Below are 20,870 nucleotides of genomic sequence, written 5' to 3'. Positions count from 1 at the left end.
GCTGGTTCCGGCCGTGGTGGGCCCCGCGGTCGACGGAGCCCGCAGCAGGGCCGGCCCGGACGGGGCCCCGGGCAGGCTCAGGTGGACCGGGTCGCGGCCCACTCGTGGGAGAGAATCGACCAGACCTCGGTGTCCTGGCGGACTCCGCGGTGGAGGTAGTTCTCCCGCATGACGCCCTCGCGGGTCATGCCGAGGCGCGCGGCCACGGCGAGGCTCTTCTTGTTGCCGGAGGCCGCGTGCCACTCGACGCGGTGCATGCCGCGCTCGCCGAAGGCGTAGTCGATCAGCACCTGGCAGGCCTTGGTGACCAGGCCCCGGCCGGCCGCGTCGGGCTCCAGCCAGCAGCCGATCTCGCAGTTGCCGTAGTGCGCCTCGAACGTCCGGAAGAGGACCCCGCCCACCAGGGTGCCGTCAAGCCGGATACCGAAGAACCGGGCGCCGTCCTCCCCCGCCGTCACCGCGTACTGGGCGAGCAGGGCCCGGGCGGAGTCGAGGTCGGTGGTCCGGTCCGGGAAGCCGACGTACTGCCCGATGAACTCGCGTCCCCGCTCGATGTGCGCGAAGAACTCCTGGGCGTGCCGGGCCTCCAGCGGGAACATCCGGGCGTCGTCAGCCAGGTCTATCGAAAACATGCTCGGTCTTCCTTGGGTCTCGGGCGGCGGGTGGCCGGGTCACCGGGAGGTGGTGGCGGGCTCCGCGTTGTCCTCGCTCGTGGCGAGGTCCTCGGCGGGCCGCTGCTTCGGAAGTCTCGCATGCGGGCGGTGTTCGGGGGGCTCGATGCTGATCCGGGGCAGGCGCCGGTCGAGCCAGGCGGGCAGCCACCAGTTGGCCCCGCCGAGCAGGTGCATCAGGGCCGGGACGAGGAGGGTGCGCAGCACGAAGGCGTCGAGGGCCACGGCCGCGGCGAGCGCGATGCCGAACATCGCGATGATCCGGTCGCCGCTGAGCACGAAGGCCAGGAATACGGAGATCATGATGACGGCCGCCGAATTGATGACCCGGCTGGTCTCGGCGAGGCCCACGCGCACGGCCCGCTGGTTGTCACCGGTCTCCAGCCACTCCTCGTACATCCGGCTGACGAGGAAGACCTGATAGTCCATCGACAGTCCGAAGAGGACGGACACCATGATCACGGGCAGGAAGGGTTCGATGGGGCCCGCGCTGCCCAGGCCCAGCAGTTCGCTGCCCCAGCCCCATTGGAAGATCGCGACCACGACGCCGAAGGAAGAGGCGACGGCGGCGACGTTCATGGCCGCCGCCTTGAGCGGTATGCCGATGGACCGGAAGGCCAGCAGCAGGAGCACGCAACCGAGGGCGATGACCACGCCGACGAAGAGCGGCAGCTTTCCGATGATGACCTCGGCGAAGTCGTCGTAGGCGGCCGTCACACCGCCGACGTGGACCTCCATGGAGTTGCCGTGTCCGGCGGCCGGGATGACGTCCTGGCGGAGCCTGTCGACGAGGTCGCTCGTGGCCCTGGACTGCGGGGCGGAGTCCGGAACGACGGTCAGTACGGCGGTGTCGCCGCTGCGATTGAGGACGGCGGGGCCGGTGGAGGCGACGCCCTCGGTCGTGCGCAGTGCCTGCGCCAGCTGGTCCACGGCGAGCCGGTCCCCGGCGCCGTCCAACCGGGCGACGACGGTGAGCGGGCCGTTGGTTCCGGGGCCGAAGCCCTCCGCCAGCAGGTCGTAGGCCTGCCGGGTGGTGGAGGTGGCCGGGTTGTTGCCCTGGTCGGACGTGCCCAGGTGGAGGGAGAGGGTGGGCAGGGCGAGCACCAGCATCACCGCGGTGGCGACGGCACCCAGCAGCTTGGGGTGTCGCTCGACGAAGACGGACCAGCGGGCGGCGAAGCCGGAGGTCTGCTCGGGGCGCGGCCCCTCGGCGGCGAGCTTGCGGCGCTCGCGGCGCGAGAGGGCGCGCACGCCTATGTACGAGAGGAGGGCGGGCAGCAGGGTGACCGAGGCGGCGACCGTGAGGACCACCGTCACGGAGGCCGCTATCGCGACGCCGTTCAGGAAGTTCAGCCGCAGCACCAACATGCCGAGCAGTGCGATGCAGACGGTGGCACCGGCGAAGACGACGGCCCGGCCGGTGGTGGCGACGGCGTTCGCGGCCGCCTCCTCGACCGTGCTGCCCCGCGCCAGCCCCTTGCGGTGCCGGGTGACGATGAACAGCGCGTAGTCGATGCCCACGCCGAGGCCGATGAGGGTGCCGAGCATCGGGGCGAAGTCGGCGACCGGCATCGCGTGGCCGAGCAGGGTGATGCCGAAATAGGCGGTGCCCACGCTGACCAGGGCGGTGGCAATGGGCAGCAGGCTCGCGGCGAGCGAGCCGAAGGCGAGGAAGAGGACCAGGGCCGCGACGGCCACACCGATGACCTCGGCGAGGTGCGCGGTGGGGGCCTCGGTGAGCTGGATGGCGCGACCGCCCAGTTCGACCTGGAGACCGCCGGCCTCCGTGGTGGGGTTCTTCGCCGCGTCGACGACCGCCCTGGCCTGGGCCTTGGGTACGGAGTCGGCCTGCTGGTCGAAGGTCACCACCGCGTAGGCGGTGCGCCCGTCGGGGCTGATCCGGGCGGCGCTCTCGGGGGCGGGGCCGTAGGGTCCGGCGACCGATCCGACGCCGGGGAGCCCGGCGACGGCCTCCAGTGCCGCGGTCATGCGCTGCTCGATGTCCGGGGTGCGCACGTTCTGCCGGTCCGGGGCCCGCCACACGATGGTGTCGGTGTCGCCGCCCTGGCCGTGGAAGGCCTCGCGCAGGAGGGCGTTCGCCCTGCCGGACTCGGTGCCGGGGACCTCGTAGTCGTTGGAGAACGCCGACCCGGTGGTCACTGCGGCCGCCGCGGTCCCGCCGAACGCGAGCAACCAGATCAGGACGGCGAGGAGGCGGTGGCGCATGCACCAGCGTGCGATTACGGCCAACGGAGGTGCTCCCTGGTGGTTCGGATCTTTACCGGGAGGCAGCCCGACGCAAAGAACGCATGAACGCGTGGAGGCCCGGCCGAGGGGACCGGGGGATCACCCCGGGAAGGCTCGGCGCAGCGGGTCTACACCGCCACGATCTCAGCGTTCAGTGATCGTTGGCCCCTTTCGTGTGCATCGTCACAGTGCGGTCGTCACAGGCCGGTCGTCACAGTGCGGGGGACCCGGCCTCCAGCTGGGTTGCGGGCTCGTCCACCCGGTAGCCCGGGATCGAGGGCCACCGGACGGTGAGGACGACGGCGTCCTCCTCCGCGTACCAGGAGTGGTCGACGCCGCGCCCCCAGAGCACGTAGTCCCCCTGCTCGGCGAGGACGACGGTGCGCCCGGGGAACTCCAGCCGGAAGCGTCCGCTGATCAGCACCAACAGCGCGGTGCGCTTCTCTGCGGTCGCCCACCGCTCCCGCTCGTCGCCCTTCGGATGGACACCCCACTTGATCTCCACGTCCTCGCTGTGGCGGGGATCGGAGGGGTCCTTGAAGTGGCCGAGGAGCCAGCCGCGGTCGGCGGCGGCGTCGGGGGTGGCCTTACCGGTGTAGATGGTGGAGTCGTGGTTCACGAGGTGAGGCTAATGCAGTTGTGGCGCCCGCCCGACACTGGTGAGCTGGGACGATGACGATCGATCTTGATGAACTGATGAAGGTGCGCGCCCGCTTCGATGCCGAAGTGCGCGAAGGCGCGCAGGCGGACGCCCCGCCGGCGAAGGTGGAGCGGGTGGGTGCTGTCGTACGGCACGTCGCGCCCGCGCTCGGGTGGAACGGGGTGCTCTGGTCGGACCTCGACGAGGGGACGGCGGACGCGGAGATCGCGGCGCAGGTGGCGTTCTTCGCGGGGCGTGACTGTCCGGAGTTCGAGTGGAAGCTGTACGACTACGACCGGCCCGCCGACCTCGGGGACCGGCTGCGGGCGGCGGGCTTCGTGCCGGAGCCGCCCGAGACCCTGATGGTGGGCCTGGTGTCCGAGCTCGCGAAGCTGCCGGTGGAGCCGCCGGAGGGAATCACCCTTCGGGTGGTGACGGACGAGGAGGGCGTCGACCTGATGATGCAGGTCCACGCCGGGGCCTTCGGGACGGACCGGCCGCGGATCCGGGAACAGCTGCTCAGCACGTTGCGGGAGCAGCCGGAGACGATCGCCGCGGTGCTCGCGATGGCGGGCGAGACCCCGGTGAGCGCGGCCCGGATGGAGATGCGGCCGGGGCTGGCCTTCGCGGGCCTCTGGGGCGGCGGCACGATCCCCGGGTGGCGCGGCCGGGGCATCTACCGCCTGCTGGTCGCCCACCGCGCCCGCCTGGCGGCGGAGCTCGGCATCACCTACCTACAGGTCGACGCCTCGGACGACAGCCGCCCGATCCTGGAGCGGCTCGGCTTCGGGGTCCTGGGCGTGACGGTGCCGTACCTGTGGACCGACGCCGCCGCCTCCTAGCGCGGGGCGAGATCTGCCCGGGGATCTGCCCGGGGATCTGCCCGGGGGTCTGCCCTATGCCGACGCTGGGGCAGCGGGCAAGATCACTGTCATGGAACGCATCAGCCCGCCCCTGACCGGGGACGAACGCGAGACCCTCCGGACCTTCCTCGACTACCACCGGGCCACCCTCGCCTGGAAGTGCGAGGGCCTCGGCGACGAGCAGCTGCGCCGCGCCTCGATGCCCCCGTCCACGCTGTCCCTGCTGGGGCTGGTCCGGCACATGGCCGAGGTCGAAAGGCACTGGTTCCGCCGCGTCCTCGACGGCCAGGACCTCCCGCACCTGTGGTCGGACACCCACGACTTCCAGGCCGCCTACGACGCCTCGGGATCCAGCCGCGCGGAGGCGTTCGCCGCCTGGCAGGAGGAGATCGCGCACGCCCGCCGGATCGAGGCCGCGGCCGAGTCACTGGACGTGACGGCGTACGTGCCGAGCTGGGCGGAGGAGGCCTCGCTGCGTCTGGTGATGCTCCACCTCATCCACGAGTACGCCCGCCACAACGGTCACGCCGACTTCCTCCGTGAGGGGATCGACGGCACCACCGGCGCCTGACCGGGGAAAGCCTCCTGCGGGTGCATGCGGCAGGAGGCTGCTCTAGCGTCGGACGGAGGAGGGGATTCCCTGCCGAGCCGGTCCGGACCGGGGACCCGGGCCCTGTGGCCGGAACCCGGCCGCATGAGCTCGGCGATGTTCCTGCGCGGATCCGGCACCTCTGCGGAGCCGGGCCGCGCGACGATCCCGGAGAGCAGGTGCGTCCCATGCGCACGTCGACCCGTATCGCAGGTGTTCTCAGTGGCCTGACCCTCGTACTCGGTGGCGCGGCCTTCGCGGCCCCCGCCGCCCACGCGGACGTCTCGGCCTGCATCAACCAGGTCGAGCGGGAGCTACAGGGCGGCGAGGCCCCGCAGTCCGTCCGGTCGGCGTGTTCCGCCGGGTACTCCGGCGAGCAGGAGCAGTGCGTGAGCGGGCTGACCAAGGGCGGTGTGACCAACGGGACCGCGGTGAGCGCCTGCAAGGCGTCCGCCGAGTAGCCGGCCCGACCGCCTCCGCGACCCGTCCGCACCGCCTGGTGCCGGACGGGCCGACGGGCCGACGAGCTGACAGGCCGACGAGCTGACAGGCCGACGGGCCGACGTGGCCGACGGGCCGCCTCAGGCCTCCGGCCGCCAGTAGCCCAGCGCGTTCACCCGGTGCTTGGGCAGCGCGAGTTCCTTGCGCAGGTACGCCGTCAGGGCGCGCGTCGTCACCGTGTCGCAGGCCAGCCAGACGTACGCCGCCTCCGCGTCCCCGACCAGCTCGGGAAGGTCGGCGCGCACCCGGTCGACCAGGTCCGTACCGCCTCGCCGCACCCGGCGGATGTCGTGCCGGCCGGGCTCCACCCGCATCGGCAGCCGCTCGTCCGAGTCGTGCTGCGTCTCGAACCAGATGGTCGCCGGGGTCTTCGGGTACGTGTCCAGCAGCGAGTTGATCGCCGGGAGGGACGCGGAGTCCCCGATGACGAGCAGCCGCTCCGGGGCCGGCGCCGGGGCCGTGAATCCGGTGCCCTGGACGGTGGCCTCGACCGTGTCGCCCGCCTTCGCGCCGCGCGCCCAAGCACTGGCGACCCCGTCGTGCAGGGCGAACTCGAAGCTGAAAGTGCCCGCTTGCGGATCCGGGTCCACCAGCGTGTACGCCCGCTGGTGCGGCTTGCCGGCGCCCTGGAACCAGACGCGTACCCACATCGTCGGGTGCAGCGATCCACCGGCGGCCGCGAGCAGCCCGCCGTCCGTGAAGCTCACGCGGCGGTAGTTCTCCGTGAGGTCTTCCGCTCCCGTGACCGTGAACGTGAAGTCCTTGCCCCGCATGAGTTTGAGGACCACGCCCTCCCAGCCCTTGCCGACGGCCATGTCCAACCCCTCCCCTAACACCCCTATAGTTAGGTCAGCCTAACCTAAACGTGCGACGGGGAAGAGTGTGAGCAGCGTGAGCAGTGCCAGCAGCGGGAGCGGCGACGCCCGGTCGTACGGAGCGAACCGGGGCGAGCCCTCCGTGGAAGCAGCCGCGGAAGCAGCCGCGGACACGCCCGTAGCCACGCCCGTGGACACCCCTGCGGAGACCCCAGAATCCTACGGCGTCCACCGCGACCGGTGGGGCATCCCCCACCTCCGCGCATCCGACGAACTCCAGCTCGTCCACGCCCAGGGCCGCGTCACCGCCTTCGACCGCGCCTGGCAACTGGAGGTCGAACGGCACCGCTCCGAGGGCTCCAGCGCCTCCTTCCTCGGCGCGGACGCCGTCACCTGGGACCGCTTCGCCCGCCAGTCCCGGCTGGCCGACACGGCCCGCCGCTGCTACGAGGCCATGGAGGCCGACGACCCCGCCACCGCCGCCTGGGTGCGCGCGTACGTGGACGGCGTCAACGACGGGCTCGCCGCCGGCGCCGCCCGTGACGAACGCTTCGCGCGCACGGGCCTGACCCCCACCCCCTGGGAGCCGTGGGTCCCGCTGGCCATCTGGATCGCCACGCACATCCTGTTCGCCGGTTTCGCCACCAAACTGTGGCGCGAGCGCGTGGCCGGCGCCCTCGGCGACGAGGCCGTCACCCTCTTCGCCACCGACGGCCCCGGCACCGCCGGCAGCAACGGCTGGCTGGTGCCGGGCGACCGCACCACCACCGGCTCGGCGATCATCGCGGGCGACCCGCACCGCTTCATCGAGGACCCGGGCGTCTACCAGCAGATACGCCTCGCCTGCCCCGACTACGACGTGCTGGGCCTCGCCGTCCCCGGCGTCCCGGGCCTCGGCCACTTCGGGCACACCGGCACCGCCGCCTGGGCGATCACCAACGCGATGTCCGACTACCAGGACCTGTACGTCGAACAGTTGCGCCGCGATGACGACGGCGCCACCTGGGCCCTCGGCGCGGACGGCGTCTGGGAGCCCGTCTCCCGCCACACCGAGACCATCACCGTGGCCGACGGCGACGACGTCGAGGTGGAGGTCCTGGAGACCCCCCGCGGCCCCGTGATCATCCACGCGGACGGCGACCTCGGAGCCGACCCCGATGCCGAGGCGCACGCCGACGGCAGCACCCAGACCCTCTCCCTGCGCTACCCGCCGCGCGTCCGCCTGGACCTCGGCTTCGCCGCCCTCCCCGCGCTCCTGCGCGCCCGTACCGTCGCCGACATCGACCGCGCCTTCGACGGCTGGGCGGAGCCGGTCAACGTCGTCCACGCCGCCGACTCCGCGGGCGGCCTGCTGCACCGGGTCGCGGGCGCCGTGCCGCTGCGCCACCGCACCAACCGGCTGCGCCCCGTGCCCGCCTGGGATCCGCAACACGCTTGGCAGGGCTGGGCCCCGACCCCGGAGGAGCCGGTGCAGGGCTTCGCCGTGATGGCGAACGCGCGCGGGATCGCCTCCCCGCTCGGCGTGGAGTTCGCGCCCCCGCACCGCGCCGACCGCATCCGCGAGCTGCTCAGCGGCTCCGCGGACTGGTCCCCGAAGGCGATGGCCGACGTACACCGGGACACGCACCTGGCCTCGGCCGCGCCGCTGCTCGCACTGCTGCCCGGCTTCGAGGACCTGACGCCGGCGGCGCAGGCCCTGCGGACCCGACTGCTGGCCTGGGACCGGCACATGGAGGCGGACAGCACCGACGCCACCGTCTTCTCGGCCTTCCGTAGCGCGACCGTACGCCGCTTCGCCGCCGACCCCGTCTTCGAAGGGCTGTGGGGGGCGCCCACCGGCCCGGCGGTCTTCCACCCGTGGCTGTACCTGGTCCCGCGGATCGGCTACGCCCTCGAGGGCCTGCTCACCACCTCCCTGGTACCCGGCCTCGACCGGGCGGCGCACGTCCGGGCCGCCCTGGAGGAGACGGCCGCGGCCGAGACCCCCGACACCCCCTGGTCGGAGGTCCACCGCCTCACCCCCTGGCAGGCCGTGCCCGACACGGAGCCCACGCAGTGGCCCGGCCTCGGCGGTGACCACGACTGCGTGAACGCCACCTCCACCGTCCCCGGCTTCACCGACCTCACCGCCCGCGCATCGGCGGCCCGTTACGTCTGGGACCTCGCCCGCCGCGAGGGCAGCCTCTGGGCGGTACCGCTGGGTGCGGACGGCGTCACCGGCGCACCCCACCACCGCGACCAGCTGCCCCTGTGGGCACGGTGCGAACTCGTCCCCGTCGTCACCGACTGGGCCCAGCTCACCAAGGAATCGATATGACCCCCGGCCCCTCCGCCGTCTCCGTCGGACAGCCCGTGTTCACCCAGGTCGTCGAGGGCTTCGGCACCGTCACCATCGCCCCCGTCGACCCTGCGGCCGACTCCGCGCTGATCCACAGCTGGGTCACCCAGGAGCGGGCGCGCTTCTGGGGCATGGGCGAGGCCAGCCGCGAACTGGTCCAGGAGATCTACGAGGACGTCGACCGCCGTACGACCCACCACGCCTTCATGGTGAGCCGGGACGGCGAGCAGGTCGCGCTGTTCCAGACCTACGACTGCGCCGAGGACCGCGTCAGCGAGTGCTACGACGTCCAGCCCGGCGACGTCGGGATGCACCTGCTGATCGGCCCGACCACGGGGGCGGCCGAACACGGCTTCACCGGCTCCCTGATGACCGTCTTCATCGCGTTCGTGTTCTCCGACGCCGCCGCGCGGCGCATGGTCGTCGAACCGGACACCCGCAACGCCAAGGCCATCTCGCTCATGGAGCGCACCGGCTTCGTCATCGGACCGCAGGTCGTGCTCCCGGAGATCGACCTGCCCGAGGTCTACCTCCCGGCCAAGCCGGCCCAGTTGGCCTTCCTCACCGCTCCGGCGACCGCTCCGGCGACCGCGCCGGCGGCAGACTGACCGCAGCCACCCCTTCGATCGGGCGCCCGGCGAACGACAACCGCCCATGTGGAGGTTGCGCGAGTCGGGCGCCCGGCGGCACGTGCGGGCACCGGGCGTTCGCCACCGGTCACCGAGGGCCCGCCGACGGCGAGCCGGCCCGTGGAAGGGTGAACCCCCGACGGGGATTCCCGATTCCGATTGACCCCGCGCGCTTCCCCGCTGGAAGCTGATGACCTCTCAAAGCGCCTTGAGGTGGGGGACATTGACCAGTCAGAACCTACACATCGGTCCGGACGCGGCGGCCGACCGGTACCGTCTGCTCCGCTCGATCGGACGCGGTGGGGAGGCCGTGCTCTATCTCGCCGAGATCGAACTCGCCGGCGGATCCGAGCCCGTGGTCGTCAAAGTGCTCGACTCCAAGACGACCATCACGCCGGACGTCTTCGACCGGATCAGCCAGAAGTGGAACGAGCAGGCCGAGCTGCTGCGGTTCGTCCACCGGCCCGGCGTCGTGGGCGTGCGCGAGCACTTCGAGGGACCGCCGATCCACCGGCCCGGGGAGTCCTCGACCCTGAGCGGGCGGGCGCTCGTCCTCGTCATGAACCACGTGGACGGGCTCGACCTGCGGGACTGGCGGGCCGAGCGGACGCTGGCCACCGCCGCCGAACGGCGCGAGGTGATGCGCACCCTGGAGCAGCTCGCCGACGTCCTGGACTGGCTGCATTCAGGGAAGGCCACCCCGTCCGGGCGCCAGGTCGTCCACGGCGACCTCTCCCCCGGCAACGTGATGGTCGATGCGTACGGGCAGGCCACCCTGGTGGACTTCGGCCTCAGCAAGCTGACCGCCGACCACCAGACGGCCGAGGTCTGGTTCACCCCGGGCTACGCGGCGCCCGAGGTCTTCGACGGCAAGCGGACCCCGGGCACGGACCGGTACGCCTTCGGGGCGATCGCGTACTTCCTGCTGAGCGGGGAGTCCCCGCCCGCCACGCCCGAGCAGCTGGCACGGGCACTGACCGCACTGCCGCAGATCGCCGTACTGGACGCCGAGCAGCGGGCGCGGATCACCGCGATCTACTCGGCCGACCCGGGGAAGCGGCCGGTGAACCTGGCCGGCTGGATGAAGGACATCCGCCGTGCGGTGGTGTCGACGACCACCGCGACCTCGCAGCGGGCCGCCCAGGAGGCTCCGCCAAGGCCGGCCGCCCCGCCGCCACCGGTGGTCCCGCCGCAGCCCGTCACCGCGCCGTCGGTGGCGGCGCCGCCCGTGTACGCCCCGACGGCACGGTCCGTACAGCCCGTACAGCCGGAGCCGGCCACGGCTCCGATCCCCGGACCCGCGCCCGTCCCCGGACCCGGCCCGCAACCGGAGCCGGTGCAGGCCCAGGTGCCCGCCGGGTACGGGCCCACCTACAACCTGACCCCGGCCGCCGCTCCCGTCCCCGAGCCGACGCGTCCCGCCAAGCGGCGGCGGACCGGTCTGGTCCTCGGCTCGGTGGCCGCCGTGCTGGTGCTGGCCTCCCTCGCCGTCGTCGGCGTACGGCTCCTGGGCGACAAGGACAAGGAGAACTCCGCGGGGGGCGAGAAGCCCGGCGGGACGAGCGCGCCGTCGGCGTCGGCGTCGGCCTCCGCGCCGTCGGCGCGGGCGACCGAATCCGCCGACCCCGCACCCTCCGAGGCCGCTCCCGGGGGATCCGCCACGGCGGAGGCCTCGTCGAGCCCCGGAACGCCGGGTTCGGTGAAGGACAGCAACGTGGCCGATCTGACCGTGCTGTCGTCGGTCGGAGCGGTCCGGCACTTCGAAGTCGGCTCCGCCAAGCTGAACACGAAGGAGTACGGAGCCGCCCTCCTCGGCAGCTGCTACTACGGAGCGACGATCGAGTACGACGTGAACCGCGCCTGGTCCGCGCTGGAGTTCACCGTGGGCGTCGACGACGGCTCGACCATGGAACAGGCCCGCGTGAGCATCTCCGTGGACGACAAGCCCGCCCTCTTCTCCGAGGCGGTCCACCTGGGCAAGCCGATCACCAAGTCCCTGGACATCAAGGGGGCCCTGCGGCTGCGTCTGAAGGTGGAGGAGAGTTGCCGCAACGACGGCAACGCCGTCATCGCCGCCCCGGTCCTCAAGCGCTGACGACAGCGGCCTGCGCCGCCGGGCTCCCGGACGAGGAGCTGGACGACCGCGAGGTGCACCGGACGGCGCTGGGGGTCATCGAGCGGTTCTTCGGGCTCTCGCTGCCGAAGGAACCGATCGTGCACGGCACCCTGCCGGCCGTCGTATGGGAATCGGGGTTCCCGAAGCCGGCCCGGGACTGATCCGGGCCTCAGCCCACGCCGAGGTCGACGCGCATGGCCGCCCTCATCTCCCGGAGCGGGTCCCAGATCCCCTGCTGCGCCTCCACCGCCGACTCCATCGACTCCCCCGCCTCCGGTGCGCCCCGCTCCAGGCGTTTGACCTGCCCGTAGACGGCGGTCAGGGCGTGGTGGACCACCGTCGCGAGCGCGAGGACCGGGTCGGGGGCGATCATCTGCGCCTCGGAGTACCGGTCGCGGAAGGCGTTCTTCGCGGCGTCGAGCGCGGCCCGGTCGGCGTCCGCGACCACGCGTTCCCGCAAGGTGTGCAGGTGCTGGTTGAGTGCGGTGGTGAATTGCCGGGCGTCCCGGTTGAGGTCCGCGTAACACGTGCGCCGCAGCGCCCGGTTCTCGCGCCTCTCCTCGTGGGCGCGCACGAGCTCGATCTCACGGCGCTTCGCGCGCTCCGCTCCCCGCTGGGTGAGCAGCGCGCCGCCCAGCGTGCCCGCTACGCCCGCCACCGCGATGACCATCGCACCGATCTCCACCGGCGCACCCCCCGATTCCACCGACCGCGCGCCCGTCGTACGCGATCACCCCGTACCCAGTCTGAACGACGGCGGCCCCGCACCGGGAGATTCGGTGCGGGGCCGCCGTACGTGAACAGGATTACTCCGAGACGCCCAGGCGCTCCAGGATGAGCTCCTTGACGCGCGCGGCGTCGGCCTGGCCGCGGGTGGTCTTCATGACCGCTCCGACCAGGGCGCCGACAGCGGCGATCTTGCCGCCGCGGATCTTGTCGGCGATGGCCGCGTTGCCCGCGATGGCCTCGTCCACGGCCGCGCCGAGCGCGCCCTCGTCCGAGACGACCTTCAGGCCGCGCTGCTCGACGACCTCGTCCGGGGTGCCCTCACCGGCGAGGACGCCTTCGAGGACCTTGCGGGCCAGCTTGTCGTTGAGCGAACCGTCGGCGACCAGGGCCGCGACCCGGGCCACCTGGACCGGGGTGATCGGCAGCTCGTCGACGACGACGCCCTGCTCGTTGGCGTTGCGGGCCAGCTCGCCCATCCACCACTTGCGCGCGGCGGTCGAGTCGGCGCCGGCCTCGATCGTGGCGACGATGGAGTCCACCGCACCCGCGTTGAGGATCGACTGCATGTCGTGCTCGCTGACGCCCCACTCCTCGCGGAGCCGGTTGCGGCGCACGCGCGGCATCTCGGGCAGACCGCCGCGCAGCTCCTCGACCCAGTCGCGGGCCGGGGCGACGGGGACCAGGTCGGGCTCCGGGAAGTACCGGTAGTCCTCGGCGTTGTCCTTGATGCGGCCGGCCGTGGTGGAGCCGTCCTCCTCGTGGAAGTGCCGGGTCTCCTGCACGATCGAACCGCCCGACGAGAGCACCGCCGCGTGGCGCTGGATCTCGAAGCGGGCCGCGCGCTCGACGGAACGCAGGGAGTTGACGTTCTTCGTCTCCGAGCGGGTGCCGAACTCGGACTCGGGGGTCGGGCGCAGCGACAGGTTCACGTCACAGCGCATCTGGCCCTTGTCCATGCGGGCCTCGGAGACGCCGAGCGCCTTGATGACCTCGCGCAGCTCGGCGACGTACGCCTTGGCGACCTCGGGGGCCCGCTCGCCCGCGCCCTCGATGGGCTTGGTGACGATCTCGATGAGCGGGATGCCGGCGCGGTTGTAGTCCAGCAGGGAGTGGGACGCGCCGTGGATGCGGCCGGTGGCGCCGCCGACGTGCAGCGACTTGCCGGTGTCCTCCTCCATGTGGGCGCGCTCGATCTCCACGCGGAAGATCTCGCCGTCCTCCAGCTGGACGTCCAGGTAGCCGTTGAAGGCGATGGGCTCGTCGTACTGGGAGGTCTGGAAGTTCTTCGGCATGTCCGGATAGAAGTAGTTCTTCCGGGCGAAGCGGCACCACTCGGCGATCTCGCAGTTCAGCGCGAGGCCGATCTTGATGGCGGACTCGACGCCGATCGCGTTGACGACCGGCAGGGAGCCGGGCAGACCGAGGCAGGTCGGGCAGGTCTGCGAGTTGGGCTCCGCGCCCAGCTCGGTGGAGCAGCCGCAGAACATCTTGGTCTTGGTGCCGAGCTCGACATGGACCTCAAGGCCCATGACGGGGTCGTACGAGGCGAGAGCGTCCTCGTACGAGAGCAGTTCGGTGAAGGTGGTCACGGTGAAACTTTCCCTCTCAGCCCAGCAGGACGTCGTCGTCGCCCAGGCGCTTCAGCTCGCGGTACAGGATCGCGAGGCCGGTGACGATGGCGGCGGCGGACACGGCGGCGTCGACCAGCTTCAGCACGTCGTGCTCGCTGCGGGCCTTCTTGACCTGCTTGATCACGCTGATCGCGCCGAAGGCGGTGGTGCCGATCGACAGGTAGGTGCCGGTCTTGGACTTCTTGAAGCCCTTGGCCTTGGTCAGTGCACTGGTGCTCACAGGGACGGTGCCTCCTCAAGCAGCGGGTGACCCCAGCGTGCGACGAAGGCCGCCTCCACGGCGGCACCGACCTTGTAGAGCCGGTCGTCCTTCATCGCCGGGGCGATGATCTGGAGCCCGACCGGGAGACCGTCCTCCGGTGCCAGGCCGCAGGGGAGCGACATGGCGGAGTTGCCGGCCAGGTTGGTCGGGATGGTGCACAGGTCCGCGAGGTACATGGCGAGGGGGTCGTCGGTGCGCTCGCCGATGGGGAAGGCGGTGGTCGGGGTCGTCGGGGAGACGATCACGTCGACCTGCTCGAAGGACTTCTCGAAGTCCTGCGTGATGAGCGTGCGGACCTTCTGGGCGGAGCCGTAGTACGCGTCGTAGTAGCCGGAGCTGAGTGCGTACGTACCGAGGATGATGCGGCGCTTGACCTCGTCGCCGAAGCCGGCTTCGCGGGTCATGGCGGTGACGTCCTCGGCGGACTTCGTGCCGTCGTCGCCGACGCGCAGGCCGTAGCGCATGGCGTCGAAGCGGGCCAGGTTGGAGGAGCACTCGGACGGCGCGATCAGGTAGTACGCGGCCATCGCGAGGTCGAAGGAGGGGCAGTCCAGCTCGACGATCTCGGCGCCGAGCTCCTTGAGGAGCTCCACCGACTCGTTGAAGCGCTGGACGACGCCGGCCTGGTAGCCCTCACCGGCGAACTGCTTGACGACACCGACGCGCATGCCGGCGACGGAGCCGTTGCGGGCCGCCTCGACGACCGGCGGGACCGGGGCGTCGATGGAGGTGGAGTCGAGCGGGTCGTGGCCGGCGATCACCTCGTGCAGCAGGGCCGCGTCCAGGACCGTACGGGCGCAGGGCCCGCCCTGGTCGAGGGAGGAGGAGAAGGCGACCATGCCGTAGCGGGAGACACCGCCGTACGTGGGCTTCACGCCGACCGTGCCCGTGACGGCGGCGGGCTGGCGGATGGAGCCGCCGGTGTCCGTGCCGATCGCGAGCGGGGCCTGGAAGGCGGCGAGGGCCGCCGCGGAGCCGCCGCCGGAGCCGCCGGGGATCCGGGTGAGGTCCCAGGGGTTGCCGGTGGGGCCGTAGGCGCTGTTCTCGGTGGAGGACCCCATGGCGAACTCGTCCATGTTGGTCTTGCCGAGGATCACGACGTCGGCTTCCTTCAGCTTGCGCGTCAGGGTGGCGTCGTAGGGCGGGATCCAGCCTTCGAGGATCTTCGAACCGACGGTCGTCGGGACCCCGACGGTGGTGAAGATGTCCTTGAGGGCGAGGGGTACGCCGGCCAGCGGGCCGAGCTTCTCGCCGGCCTCGCGCTTGGCGTCGACGGCGCGGGCCTGGGCGAGCGCGCCCTCGCGGTCCACGTGCAGGAAGGCGTTGACCTTCTCGTCGGTGGCGTCGATGCGGGCCAGGTGGGCCTCGGTCACCTCGACGGCCGTGAGCTCGCCGGAGGCGATCTTCTCGGCGGTCTCGGCGGCCGTGAGCTTGATGATGTCGACCATGGTTGTTAGTCCTCCCCCAGGATCTGCGGCACCTTGAAACGCTGCTGCTCCTGGGCGGGAGCACCGGAGAGCGCCTGCTCGGGGGTGAGCGACGGACGGACCTCGTCCGCGCGCATGACGTTCGTCAGCGGCAGCGGGTGGGAGGTCGGCGGGACGTCTTGGTCGGCGACCTCGGAAACGCGGGCGACCGCGCCGATGATGTCGCCGAGCTGTCCGGCGAAGTGATCCAGCTCGTTGCTGGACAGCTCAAGGCGCGCCAGCCGAGCGAGGTGGACGACCTCCTCGCGCGTAATGCCAGGCATGCAGCGATCCTCTGGGGGTGGGTGGATGTGTAGTTTCGGTCCCAATCCTATGGGGCCGGGCGCTCGGCCCGCGAAACGGTTTGGAGCGGACCGCTGCGCGGGACCCGGCGGGGCTGAAAGATCCGGGGCTCCGCCCCGAACCCCGCGCCTCAAACGCCGGCGGGGCTGGATTTGGCTGATACCGCCGGCCAGGTACGGCTGGACCGCCGCGCAGTGGAAATTTCAGCCTCGCCGGCGTTTGAGGCGCGGGGTCTGGGGCGGAGCCCCGGCAGCAGCACCGCAGGGTCAGACCGCGTCGGCCTCCGCGGCGGCGAGCTCCGCCGTGATGTCCGCCGGGCGGCGCCAGCCGCGCTCGCCGCGGGCCAGGAGCCAGGCGGTGGCCTCCGGCGGCGGCATGGCTGCGGCGACCAGCCAGCCCTGGACGGCGTCGCAGCCCAGGTCCCGCAGCCGCTCCCACGTCTCGTCGTCCTCCACGCCCTCCGCGACGACCAGCAGGCCGAGCGAGTGCGCGAGGTCCACCGTGCAGCGGACGATCTCCGCGTCCTGCGCGTCGACCGCCAGCCGGCCGACGAAGGACCGGTCGATCTTCAGCTCGCTGACCGGCAGGCGGCGCAGGTGGACGAGCGAGGAGTAGCCAGTGCCGAAGTCGTCCAGGGACATCTTCACTCCGTGACCGGTGAGTCCGGCCATGGTGTCGGCCGCCCGCTGGGGGTCTTCCAGCAGGACGTGTTCCGTTATCTCCAGCTGCAGCCCGCTCGCCGGGACCCCGTGACGGGCCAGTCGCGCGGCGACCGCGCCCGCGAAGCCCGGGGTGTGGACGTCGCGGGGCGATACGTTGACGGCCACCGGGACCTTGAGGCCCTGGGCCCGCCACCGGGCCACCTGGGCGAGGGCGGTCTCCAGTACGTACTCCGTCAGGTGCGGCATCAGCCCGGAGGTCTCGGCGATCGCGATGAACTCGTCCGGGGACACCCTGCCGCGCTCCGGGTGCACCCATCGCACCAGGGCTTCGAGCCCGGCGACCTGGCCGTCGAAGCGGACCTTCGGCTGGTAGTGGAGTTCCACTTCCCCGGCGTCGAGGGCCCTGCGGAGGTCGCCGAGCAGGCCGAGGCGGTCGGGGGTGTTGCTGTCCCGCTTGGACTCGTACACCTCGACGCCGGTGCGGTCGCGCTTGGCCTGGTACATCGCCACGTCCGCGCGCCGCAGCAGCCCTTCCGCGTCGAGCGCGTGGTCGGGGAAGACGGCGAGGCCGGCGCTGGCCTCCAGGACGAGCGTGAGGCCGTCCAGGTCGAGGGGGGAGCTGAGGTCCGCGACCAGGTGACGGGCGATGCGCTGGGCGCTGGTGGTGGAGTCGGCGAAGGGGAGCAGGACGGCGAACTCGTCGCCGCCGAGCCGGGCCGCCTCGGCGTCCTCGGGCAGCGCCTGGCGCAGCCGTTCGGCGATCTGGAGCAGCAGCCGGTCGCCCGCCAGGTGCCCCAGGGTGTCGTTGACCGCCCGGAAGCGGTCCAGGTCGATGAGGACCAGGGCGGCCCGGGTGCCGGAACGTTCGGCCTCGTCCAGGGCGGACCAGGCCCGCTCCAGCAGCCACTGCCGGTTGGGCAGCCCGGTCAGCGGGTCCCGCAGCTGTTCCTCGGCGCGGGCCCGGGCGATCCACAGGGTGGAGTCGAGCGCGATCAGGGGTACGGCGAACAGCGGCAGCAGGACCGGCCGGCTGATGGCGACGACGCAGATCAGGGGGGCGATGCCGAGCAGCGCCACGGCCACTAAGGCCTGCCGGAGCAGGGCGGTGCGGGCGACGGTGGGCAGCCCGTCCCCGCGCGGGGCCAGCGCGATCCAGAGCAGGAACCGGGTGGCGAGCAGGTAGGCGACGGCGACGAGGACGATCTCGGGGACCGCCTCCAGCCCCCAGGAGGTGGGGAGCCAGGGGGTCTCGACGGAGGGCACCTCGCCGAAGGCGGCGAGCACGAGGGCCCCGGCGCCGATGCCGAGGATGTCCACGGAGCCGTGTAGCAGCCCCTGCCGCCAGCGGTGCCGGCGCGCGGCCCCGACCAGGGAGACCACCGCCAGCGAGACCAGTCCGGCGGGGACCCATCCGTAGAGGATGAGGACGCCGAGGGTGAGGGCCGCGCCCGATCCGGTGCCGCCCCACCAGCGGTCGCGGCCGAGGGCGACGAGGTGGCCGACGATGATGCCGGTGAGGAGGGCCAGGGCCCAGCCGACCGGCCCGCCGGGGAACAGCGCATGACGGCCGCTCAGCGCGGAGACGATGCCGATGGTGAGCACCGAGACGGCGAGACCCACGACGAGGAAGGGCAGCACACCGCGCCGCTCCTGCCCGCGCGCACCGGTGGGGACCGGTCGGGTCTCCGGTGTCCTGGCACCCAGGACACGCGGCCTGCCCGCCCGGCCCGCCCGCATGGGCGGGAGTTCCCCGCCGAATTCAGGTGACGGGTCGGCGCTTTCGGTGGGTTTCATGCCCGTACCTCTCACAGCCGGCGATGCCGATGTCACGCGATGGCCCCGATGTCATGCCACCACGGCCGAAATCGCATCCTGCAGCCGTGCACGACAGGCGCACCCCTCAACAGTAGGACGCGCGAGGCTCCCAGGGGCAGCGGTCGGCAGTGGTTGCCCGAATGCGACCCAGCCATCCTCATCAGTACGGTATCCGCCGAACGGGTGAGTTTGGACCGGGGCCCCCCGTCACCCATCCGATGATCCGACAGCTCACCGCCCTGCGACCAGCCTTGTACCGGCCGTTTACCACCGTCCGCCGCGCCTGGCGTGCGCCCGCCCGTACGGCCGCACGCCACGCATCCGTTCGCCTTCGCTACTCCCCCTCGGCGATTCACCTGCCGGTACTACTGCGCTTCGCCCCCGCCGTCCACCGGGAGCGCCGCCTCCCGCGCCGCGTCCGGCCCCTGCTCCAGCAGCACGGTGAACCCTGCGTCGTCGAGGACGGCGAGCTTCAACTGCACGGCCTTGTCGTACTTCGAGCCGGGGTTGTCCCCGACCACGACGAAGGAGGTCTTCTTCGACACGGAACCGGTGACCTTGGCGCCGCGGCTCTGCAGGGCCTCCTTCGCCCCGTCCCGCGTGTGGCTCTGCAAAGTGCCGGTGACGACGACGGTCAGCCCCTCCAGCGGCCGCGGCCCCTCGTCCTCGGCGGAACCTTCCTCCTCCATCCGGACCCCGGCCTCCCGCCACTTGCGCAGGATCTCCTGGTGCCAGTCGACGGCGAACCACTCCTTGAGGGAGGCGGCGATGATGGCGCCGACGCCCTCGGTGGCGGTCAGCTCCTCCTCGGTGGCCTGCTCGATGCGCTCGATCGAGCGGAACTCGCGGGCGAGGGCCTCGGCCGCGACCGGTCCCACGTGACGGATCGACAGGCCGTTGATGATGCGGGCGAGCGGGCGGTCCTTGGCGGCGGCGATGTGCTCCAGCATGGAGAGGGCGTTCTTCTTCGGTTCGCCCTTCTGGTTGGCGAAGACCGTGACGATCTTCTCCTCGCCCGTCTTCGGGTCCCGCTTGGGCAGCCCGCTGTCCGGGTCCAGGACGTACGCCTTGATGGGCAGCAGCTGCTCGATGGTCAGGCCGAAGAGGTCGCCCTCGTCCAGCAGCGGCGGCTCGGCCGGCTCCAGCGGGCCGGTCAGCGCGGCCGCCGCCACCATGCCGAAGTTCTCGATGTCCAGGGACTGTCGGCCGCCCAGGTAGAAGAGCCGCTCGCGCAACTGCGCCGGGCAGGTCTGGGCGTTGGGGCACCGGACGTCGATGTCCCCCTCCTTCATGGGCCGCAGCTCCGTCCCGCACGCGGGACAGTCGGCCGGCATCACGAACTCCCGCTCGGTGCCGTCGCGCAGGTCCACCACGGGGCCGAGGATCTCGGGGATGACGTCGCCCGCCTTGCGCAGGACGACGGTGTCCCCGATGAGGACGCCCTTGGCCTTGACGACCTCCTGGTTGTGCAGGGTGGCGAACTCGACCTCGGAGCCCGCCACCTTCACCGGCTCCACCTGCGCGTACGGGGTCACCCGGCCGGTGCGGCCGACGCCGACCTTGATGTCGATCAGCTTGGTGTTGACCTCTTCGGGCGCGTACTTCCAGGCGATCGCCCAGCGCGGGGCGCGCGCGGTGGAGCCGAGCCGGCCCTGGAGGGCGATCTCGTCGAGCTTGACGACCACCCCGTCGATCTCGTGCTCCACCGAGTGCCGGTTCACGCCGAAGTCCCTGATGAAATCGCGGACCTCGGCGAGCGTGGCGACCACCATGTTGTGCTGCGCGGTCGGCAGCCCCCACTCGTGCAGCAGCTCGTACGCCTGCGACTGGCGCTCGATCTCGAAGCCCTCGCGGGCTCCGATGCCGTGCACGACCATGTGCAGCGGGCGGCTCGCGGTGACCTTGGGGTCCTTCTGCCGCAGCGAACCGGCTGCCGCGTTGCGCGGGTTGGCGAAGGGCTTGCCCTCCGCCTCCACCAGCCGGGCGTTGAGCTCCTCGAACTTCTCCATCGGGAAGTAGACCTCGCCGCGGATCTCCACCAGGGCCGGGATCCGGTCGCCCTTGAGACGGTCCGGGATCTCGGCGATGGTGCGCACGTTGGGCGTGATGTCCTCACCGGTGCGGCCGTCGCCGCGGGTGGCCGCCCGGGTCAGGCGGCCGTTCTCGTAGGTGAGGTTGACGGCGAGGCCGTCCACCTTGAGCTCGCACAGGTAGTGGTAGTCCGAGGTGTTCACGTCCCGGGCCACCCGCTCGGCCCAGGCAGCCAGTTCCTCGTCGTCGAAGGCGTTGTCGAGGGAGAGCATGCGCTCGCGGTGCTCGACGGAGGCGAAGTCCGTCTCGTACGCCCCGGCCACCTTCTGGGTGGGCGAGTCGGGCGTGCGCAGCTCCGGGTACTGCTCCTCCAGCGCCTCCAGCGAGCGCAGCAGCTGGTCGAACTCGGCGTCGCTGACGACCGGCTGGTCGTTCACGTAGTACCGGAAGCGGTGCTCCTCGACCTGCTCCGCCAGCAGCGCGTGCTGATCGCGCACCGCCGTCGGTACTGCCGTGTCCTGCTGTTCGGCTGCCATGCCGTGTCCTCCCGTGGCCCGTCTTC

At 72.0% G+C, this 20,870-nt stretch carries 18 protein-coding genes; 7 read left to right on the top strand and 11 right to left on the bottom strand.

Features of this window, described 5'->3' with window-relative positions:
• Positions 1–77: 77 nt before the first annotated feature.
• From ACIQK6_RS16405 to ACIQK6_RS16395, 3 genes are all read right to left on the bottom strand, one after another.
• Positions 78–632 carry a GNAT family protein gene (locus ACIQK6_RS16405; protein WP_329098894.1) on the bottom strand — a complete coding sequence of 185 codons (555 nt, stop codon included), beginning with the start codon at positions 630–632 and terminating at the stop codon, positions 78–80.
• Between the two features lie 39 nt (positions 633–671).
• A complete protein-coding gene (locus ACIQK6_RS16400; RefSeq protein WP_402694983.1) occupies positions 672–2,921 on the bottom strand; it encodes an MMPL family transporter in 2,250 nt (749 codons plus the stop codon).
• A 208-nt stretch (positions 2,922–3,129) separates the two neighbouring features.
• Complete coding sequence (locus tag ACIQK6_RS16395) at positions 3,130–3,537, bottom strand: signal peptidase I (RefSeq protein ID WP_329098896.1); 408 nt, start codon at positions 3,535–3,537, stop codon at positions 3,130–3,132.
• A gap of 53 nt (positions 3,538–3,590) precedes the next feature.
• On the opposite strand from ACIQK6_RS16395, the gene ACIQK6_RS16390 reads away from it, so the two are divergent.
• The 3 genes from ACIQK6_RS16390 (at position 3,591) to ACIQK6_RS16380 (ending at position 5,471) form a co-directional block, all read left to right on the top strand.
• Complete coding sequence (locus tag ACIQK6_RS16390; RefSeq protein ID WP_402694982.1) at positions 3,591–4,400, top strand: GNAT family N-acetyltransferase; 810 nt, start codon at positions 3,591–3,593, stop codon at positions 4,398–4,400.
• Positions 4,401–4,491: 91 nt separating this feature from the next.
• A complete protein-coding gene (locus ACIQK6_RS16385; RefSeq protein WP_329098898.1) occupies positions 4,492–4,992 on the top strand; it encodes a DinB family protein in 501 nt (166 codons plus the stop codon).
• A 206-nt stretch (positions 4,993–5,198) separates the two neighbouring features.
• Positions 5,199–5,471, top strand: a complete 273-nt coding sequence (locus ACIQK6_RS16380; protein ID WP_329098899.1) for a hypothetical protein — start codon at positions 5,199–5,201, stop codon at positions 5,469–5,471.
• 120 nt (positions 5,472–5,591) lie between these two features.
• Here ACIQK6_RS16380 and ACIQK6_RS16375 read toward each other — a convergent pair whose 3' ends face one another.
• On the bottom strand, positions 5,592–6,326 hold the full coding sequence (locus ACIQK6_RS16375; protein ID WP_329098900.1) for a siderophore-interacting protein: 735 nt from the start codon (positions 6,324–6,326) through the stop codon (positions 5,592–5,594).
• A 190-nt stretch (positions 6,327–6,516) separates the two neighbouring features.
• On the opposite strand from ACIQK6_RS16375, the gene ACIQK6_RS16370 reads away from it, so the two are divergent.
• From ACIQK6_RS16370 to ACIQK6_RS16355, 4 genes are all read left to right on the top strand, one after another.
• On the top strand, positions 6,517–8,643 hold the full coding sequence (locus ACIQK6_RS16370; protein ID WP_402695028.1) for a penicillin acylase family protein: 2,127 nt from the start codon (positions 6,517–6,519) through the stop codon (positions 8,641–8,643).
• Positions 8,640–9,272: a GNAT family N-acetyltransferase gene (locus tag ACIQK6_RS16365; protein WP_402694981.1), complete on the top strand. Its 633-nt coding sequence runs from the start codon at positions 8,640–8,642 to the stop codon at positions 9,270–9,272. Before ACIQK6_RS16370 ends, ACIQK6_RS16365 begins: the two co-directional genes overlap by 4 nt.
• Positions 9,273–9,516: 244 nt before the next feature.
• Entirely contained in the window at positions 9,517–11,388 is a 1,872-nt protein-coding gene (locus ACIQK6_RS16360) for a protein kinase (RefSeq protein WP_402694980.1), read from the top strand.
• The gene (locus ACIQK6_RS16355; protein WP_329098903.1) at positions 11,337–11,570 is read left to right on the top strand and encodes a hypothetical protein; all 234 of its coding nucleotides are present in this window, start codon (positions 11,337–11,339) and stop codon (positions 11,568–11,570) included. The genes ACIQK6_RS16360 and ACIQK6_RS16355 overlap by 52 nt, the downstream gene beginning before the upstream one ends.
• A gap of 8 nt (positions 11,571–11,578) precedes the next feature.
• Here the strand turns inward: ACIQK6_RS16355 and ACIQK6_RS16350 are convergent, their stop codons facing one another.
• The 7 genes from ACIQK6_RS16350 to ligA form a co-directional block, all read right to left on the bottom strand.
• Positions 11,579–12,094, bottom strand: a complete 516-nt coding sequence (locus ACIQK6_RS16350; protein ID WP_329098904.1) for a hypothetical protein — start codon at positions 12,092–12,094, stop codon at positions 11,579–11,581.
• A gap of 121 nt (positions 12,095–12,215) precedes the next feature.
• Positions 12,216–13,727, bottom strand: coding sequence for an Asp-tRNA(Asn)/Glu-tRNA(Gln) amidotransferase subunit GatB (gatB, locus tag ACIQK6_RS16345; protein ID WP_329098905.1), 1,512 nt, complete (start codon positions 13,725–13,727; stop codon positions 12,216–12,218).
• Between the two features lie 16 nt (positions 13,728–13,743).
• On the bottom strand, positions 13,744–13,989 hold the full coding sequence (locus ACIQK6_RS16340; RefSeq protein ID WP_030010588.1) for a hypothetical protein: 246 nt from the start codon (positions 13,987–13,989) through the stop codon (positions 13,744–13,746).
• Positions 13,986–15,479 carry an Asp-tRNA(Asn)/Glu-tRNA(Gln) amidotransferase subunit GatA gene (gatA, locus tag ACIQK6_RS16335; protein WP_329098906.1) on the bottom strand — a complete coding sequence of 498 codons (1,494 nt, stop codon included), beginning with the start codon at positions 15,477–15,479 and terminating at the stop codon, positions 13,986–13,988. The genes ACIQK6_RS16340 and gatA overlap by 4 nt, the downstream gene beginning before the upstream one ends.
• A 5-nt stretch (positions 15,480–15,484) precedes the next feature.
• On the bottom strand, positions 15,485–15,781 hold the full coding sequence (gene gatC, locus ACIQK6_RS16330) for an Asp-tRNA(Asn)/Glu-tRNA(Gln) amidotransferase subunit GatC (RefSeq protein ID WP_030010586.1): 297 nt from the start codon (positions 15,779–15,781) through the stop codon (positions 15,485–15,487).
• Positions 15,782–16,066: 285 nt separating this feature from the next.
• Positions 16,067–18,256, bottom strand: coding sequence for a putative bifunctional diguanylate cyclase/phosphodiesterase (locus ACIQK6_RS16325; RefSeq protein WP_402694979.1), 2,190 nt, complete (start codon positions 18,254–18,256; stop codon positions 16,067–16,069).
• A gap of 386 nt (positions 18,257–18,642) precedes the next feature.
• Positions 18,643–20,844, bottom strand: coding sequence for an NAD-dependent DNA ligase LigA (ligA, locus tag ACIQK6_RS16320; protein ID WP_329098907.1), 2,202 nt, complete (start codon positions 20,842–20,844; stop codon positions 18,643–18,645).
• Between the last annotated feature and the right edge of the window lie 26 nt (positions 20,845–20,870).

It is taken from the genome of Streptomyces sp. NPDC091682 (assembly GCF_044756625.1).
Lineage (GTDB): Bacteria > Actinomycetota > Actinomycetes > Streptomycetales > Streptomycetaceae > Streptomyces.
Note: the sequence above shows the minus strand (reverse complement) of the source record. Positions and strands in the feature narration are given on the sequence as shown.

Bases quoted from the DNA above. Each gene is read 5' to 3' on its own strand.
- ACIQK6_RS16405 (WP_329098894.1), bottom strand. From the start codon at position 632: ATGTTTTCGATAGACCTGGCTGACGACGCCCGGATGTTCCCGCTGGAG.
- ACIQK6_RS16390 (WP_402694982.1), top strand. From the start codon at position 3,591: ATGACGATCGATCTTGATGAACTGATGAAGGTGCGCGCCCGCTTCGAT.
- ACIQK6_RS16385 (WP_329098898.1), top strand. From the start codon at position 4,492: ATGGAACGCATCAGCCCGCCCCTGACCGGGGACGAACGCGAGACCCTC.
- ACIQK6_RS16380 (WP_329098899.1), top strand. From the start codon at position 5,199: ATGCGCACGTCGACCCGTATCGCAGGTGTTCTCAGTGGCCTGACCCTC.
- ACIQK6_RS16375 (WP_329098900.1), bottom strand. From the start codon at position 6,326: ATGGCCGTCGGCAAGGGCTGGGAGGGCGTGGTCCTCAAACTCATGCGG.
- ACIQK6_RS16365 (WP_402694981.1), top strand. From the start codon at position 8,640: ATGACCCCCGGCCCCTCCGCCGTCTCCGTCGGACAGCCCGTGTTCACC.
- gatA (WP_329098906.1), bottom strand. From the start codon at position 15,479: ATGGTCGACATCATCAAGCTCACGGCCGCCGAGACCGCCGAGAAGATC.
- gatC (WP_030010586.1), bottom strand. From the start codon at position 15,781: ATGCCTGGCATTACGCGCGAGGAGGTCGTCCACCTCGCTCGGCTGGCG.
- ACIQK6_RS16325 (WP_402694979.1), bottom strand. From the start codon at position 18,256: ATGAAACCCACCGAAAGCGCCGACCCGTCACCTGAATTCGGCGGGGAA.
- ligA (WP_329098907.1), bottom strand. From the start codon at position 20,844: ATGGCAGCCGAACAGCAGGACACGGCAGTACCGACGGCGGTGCGCGAT.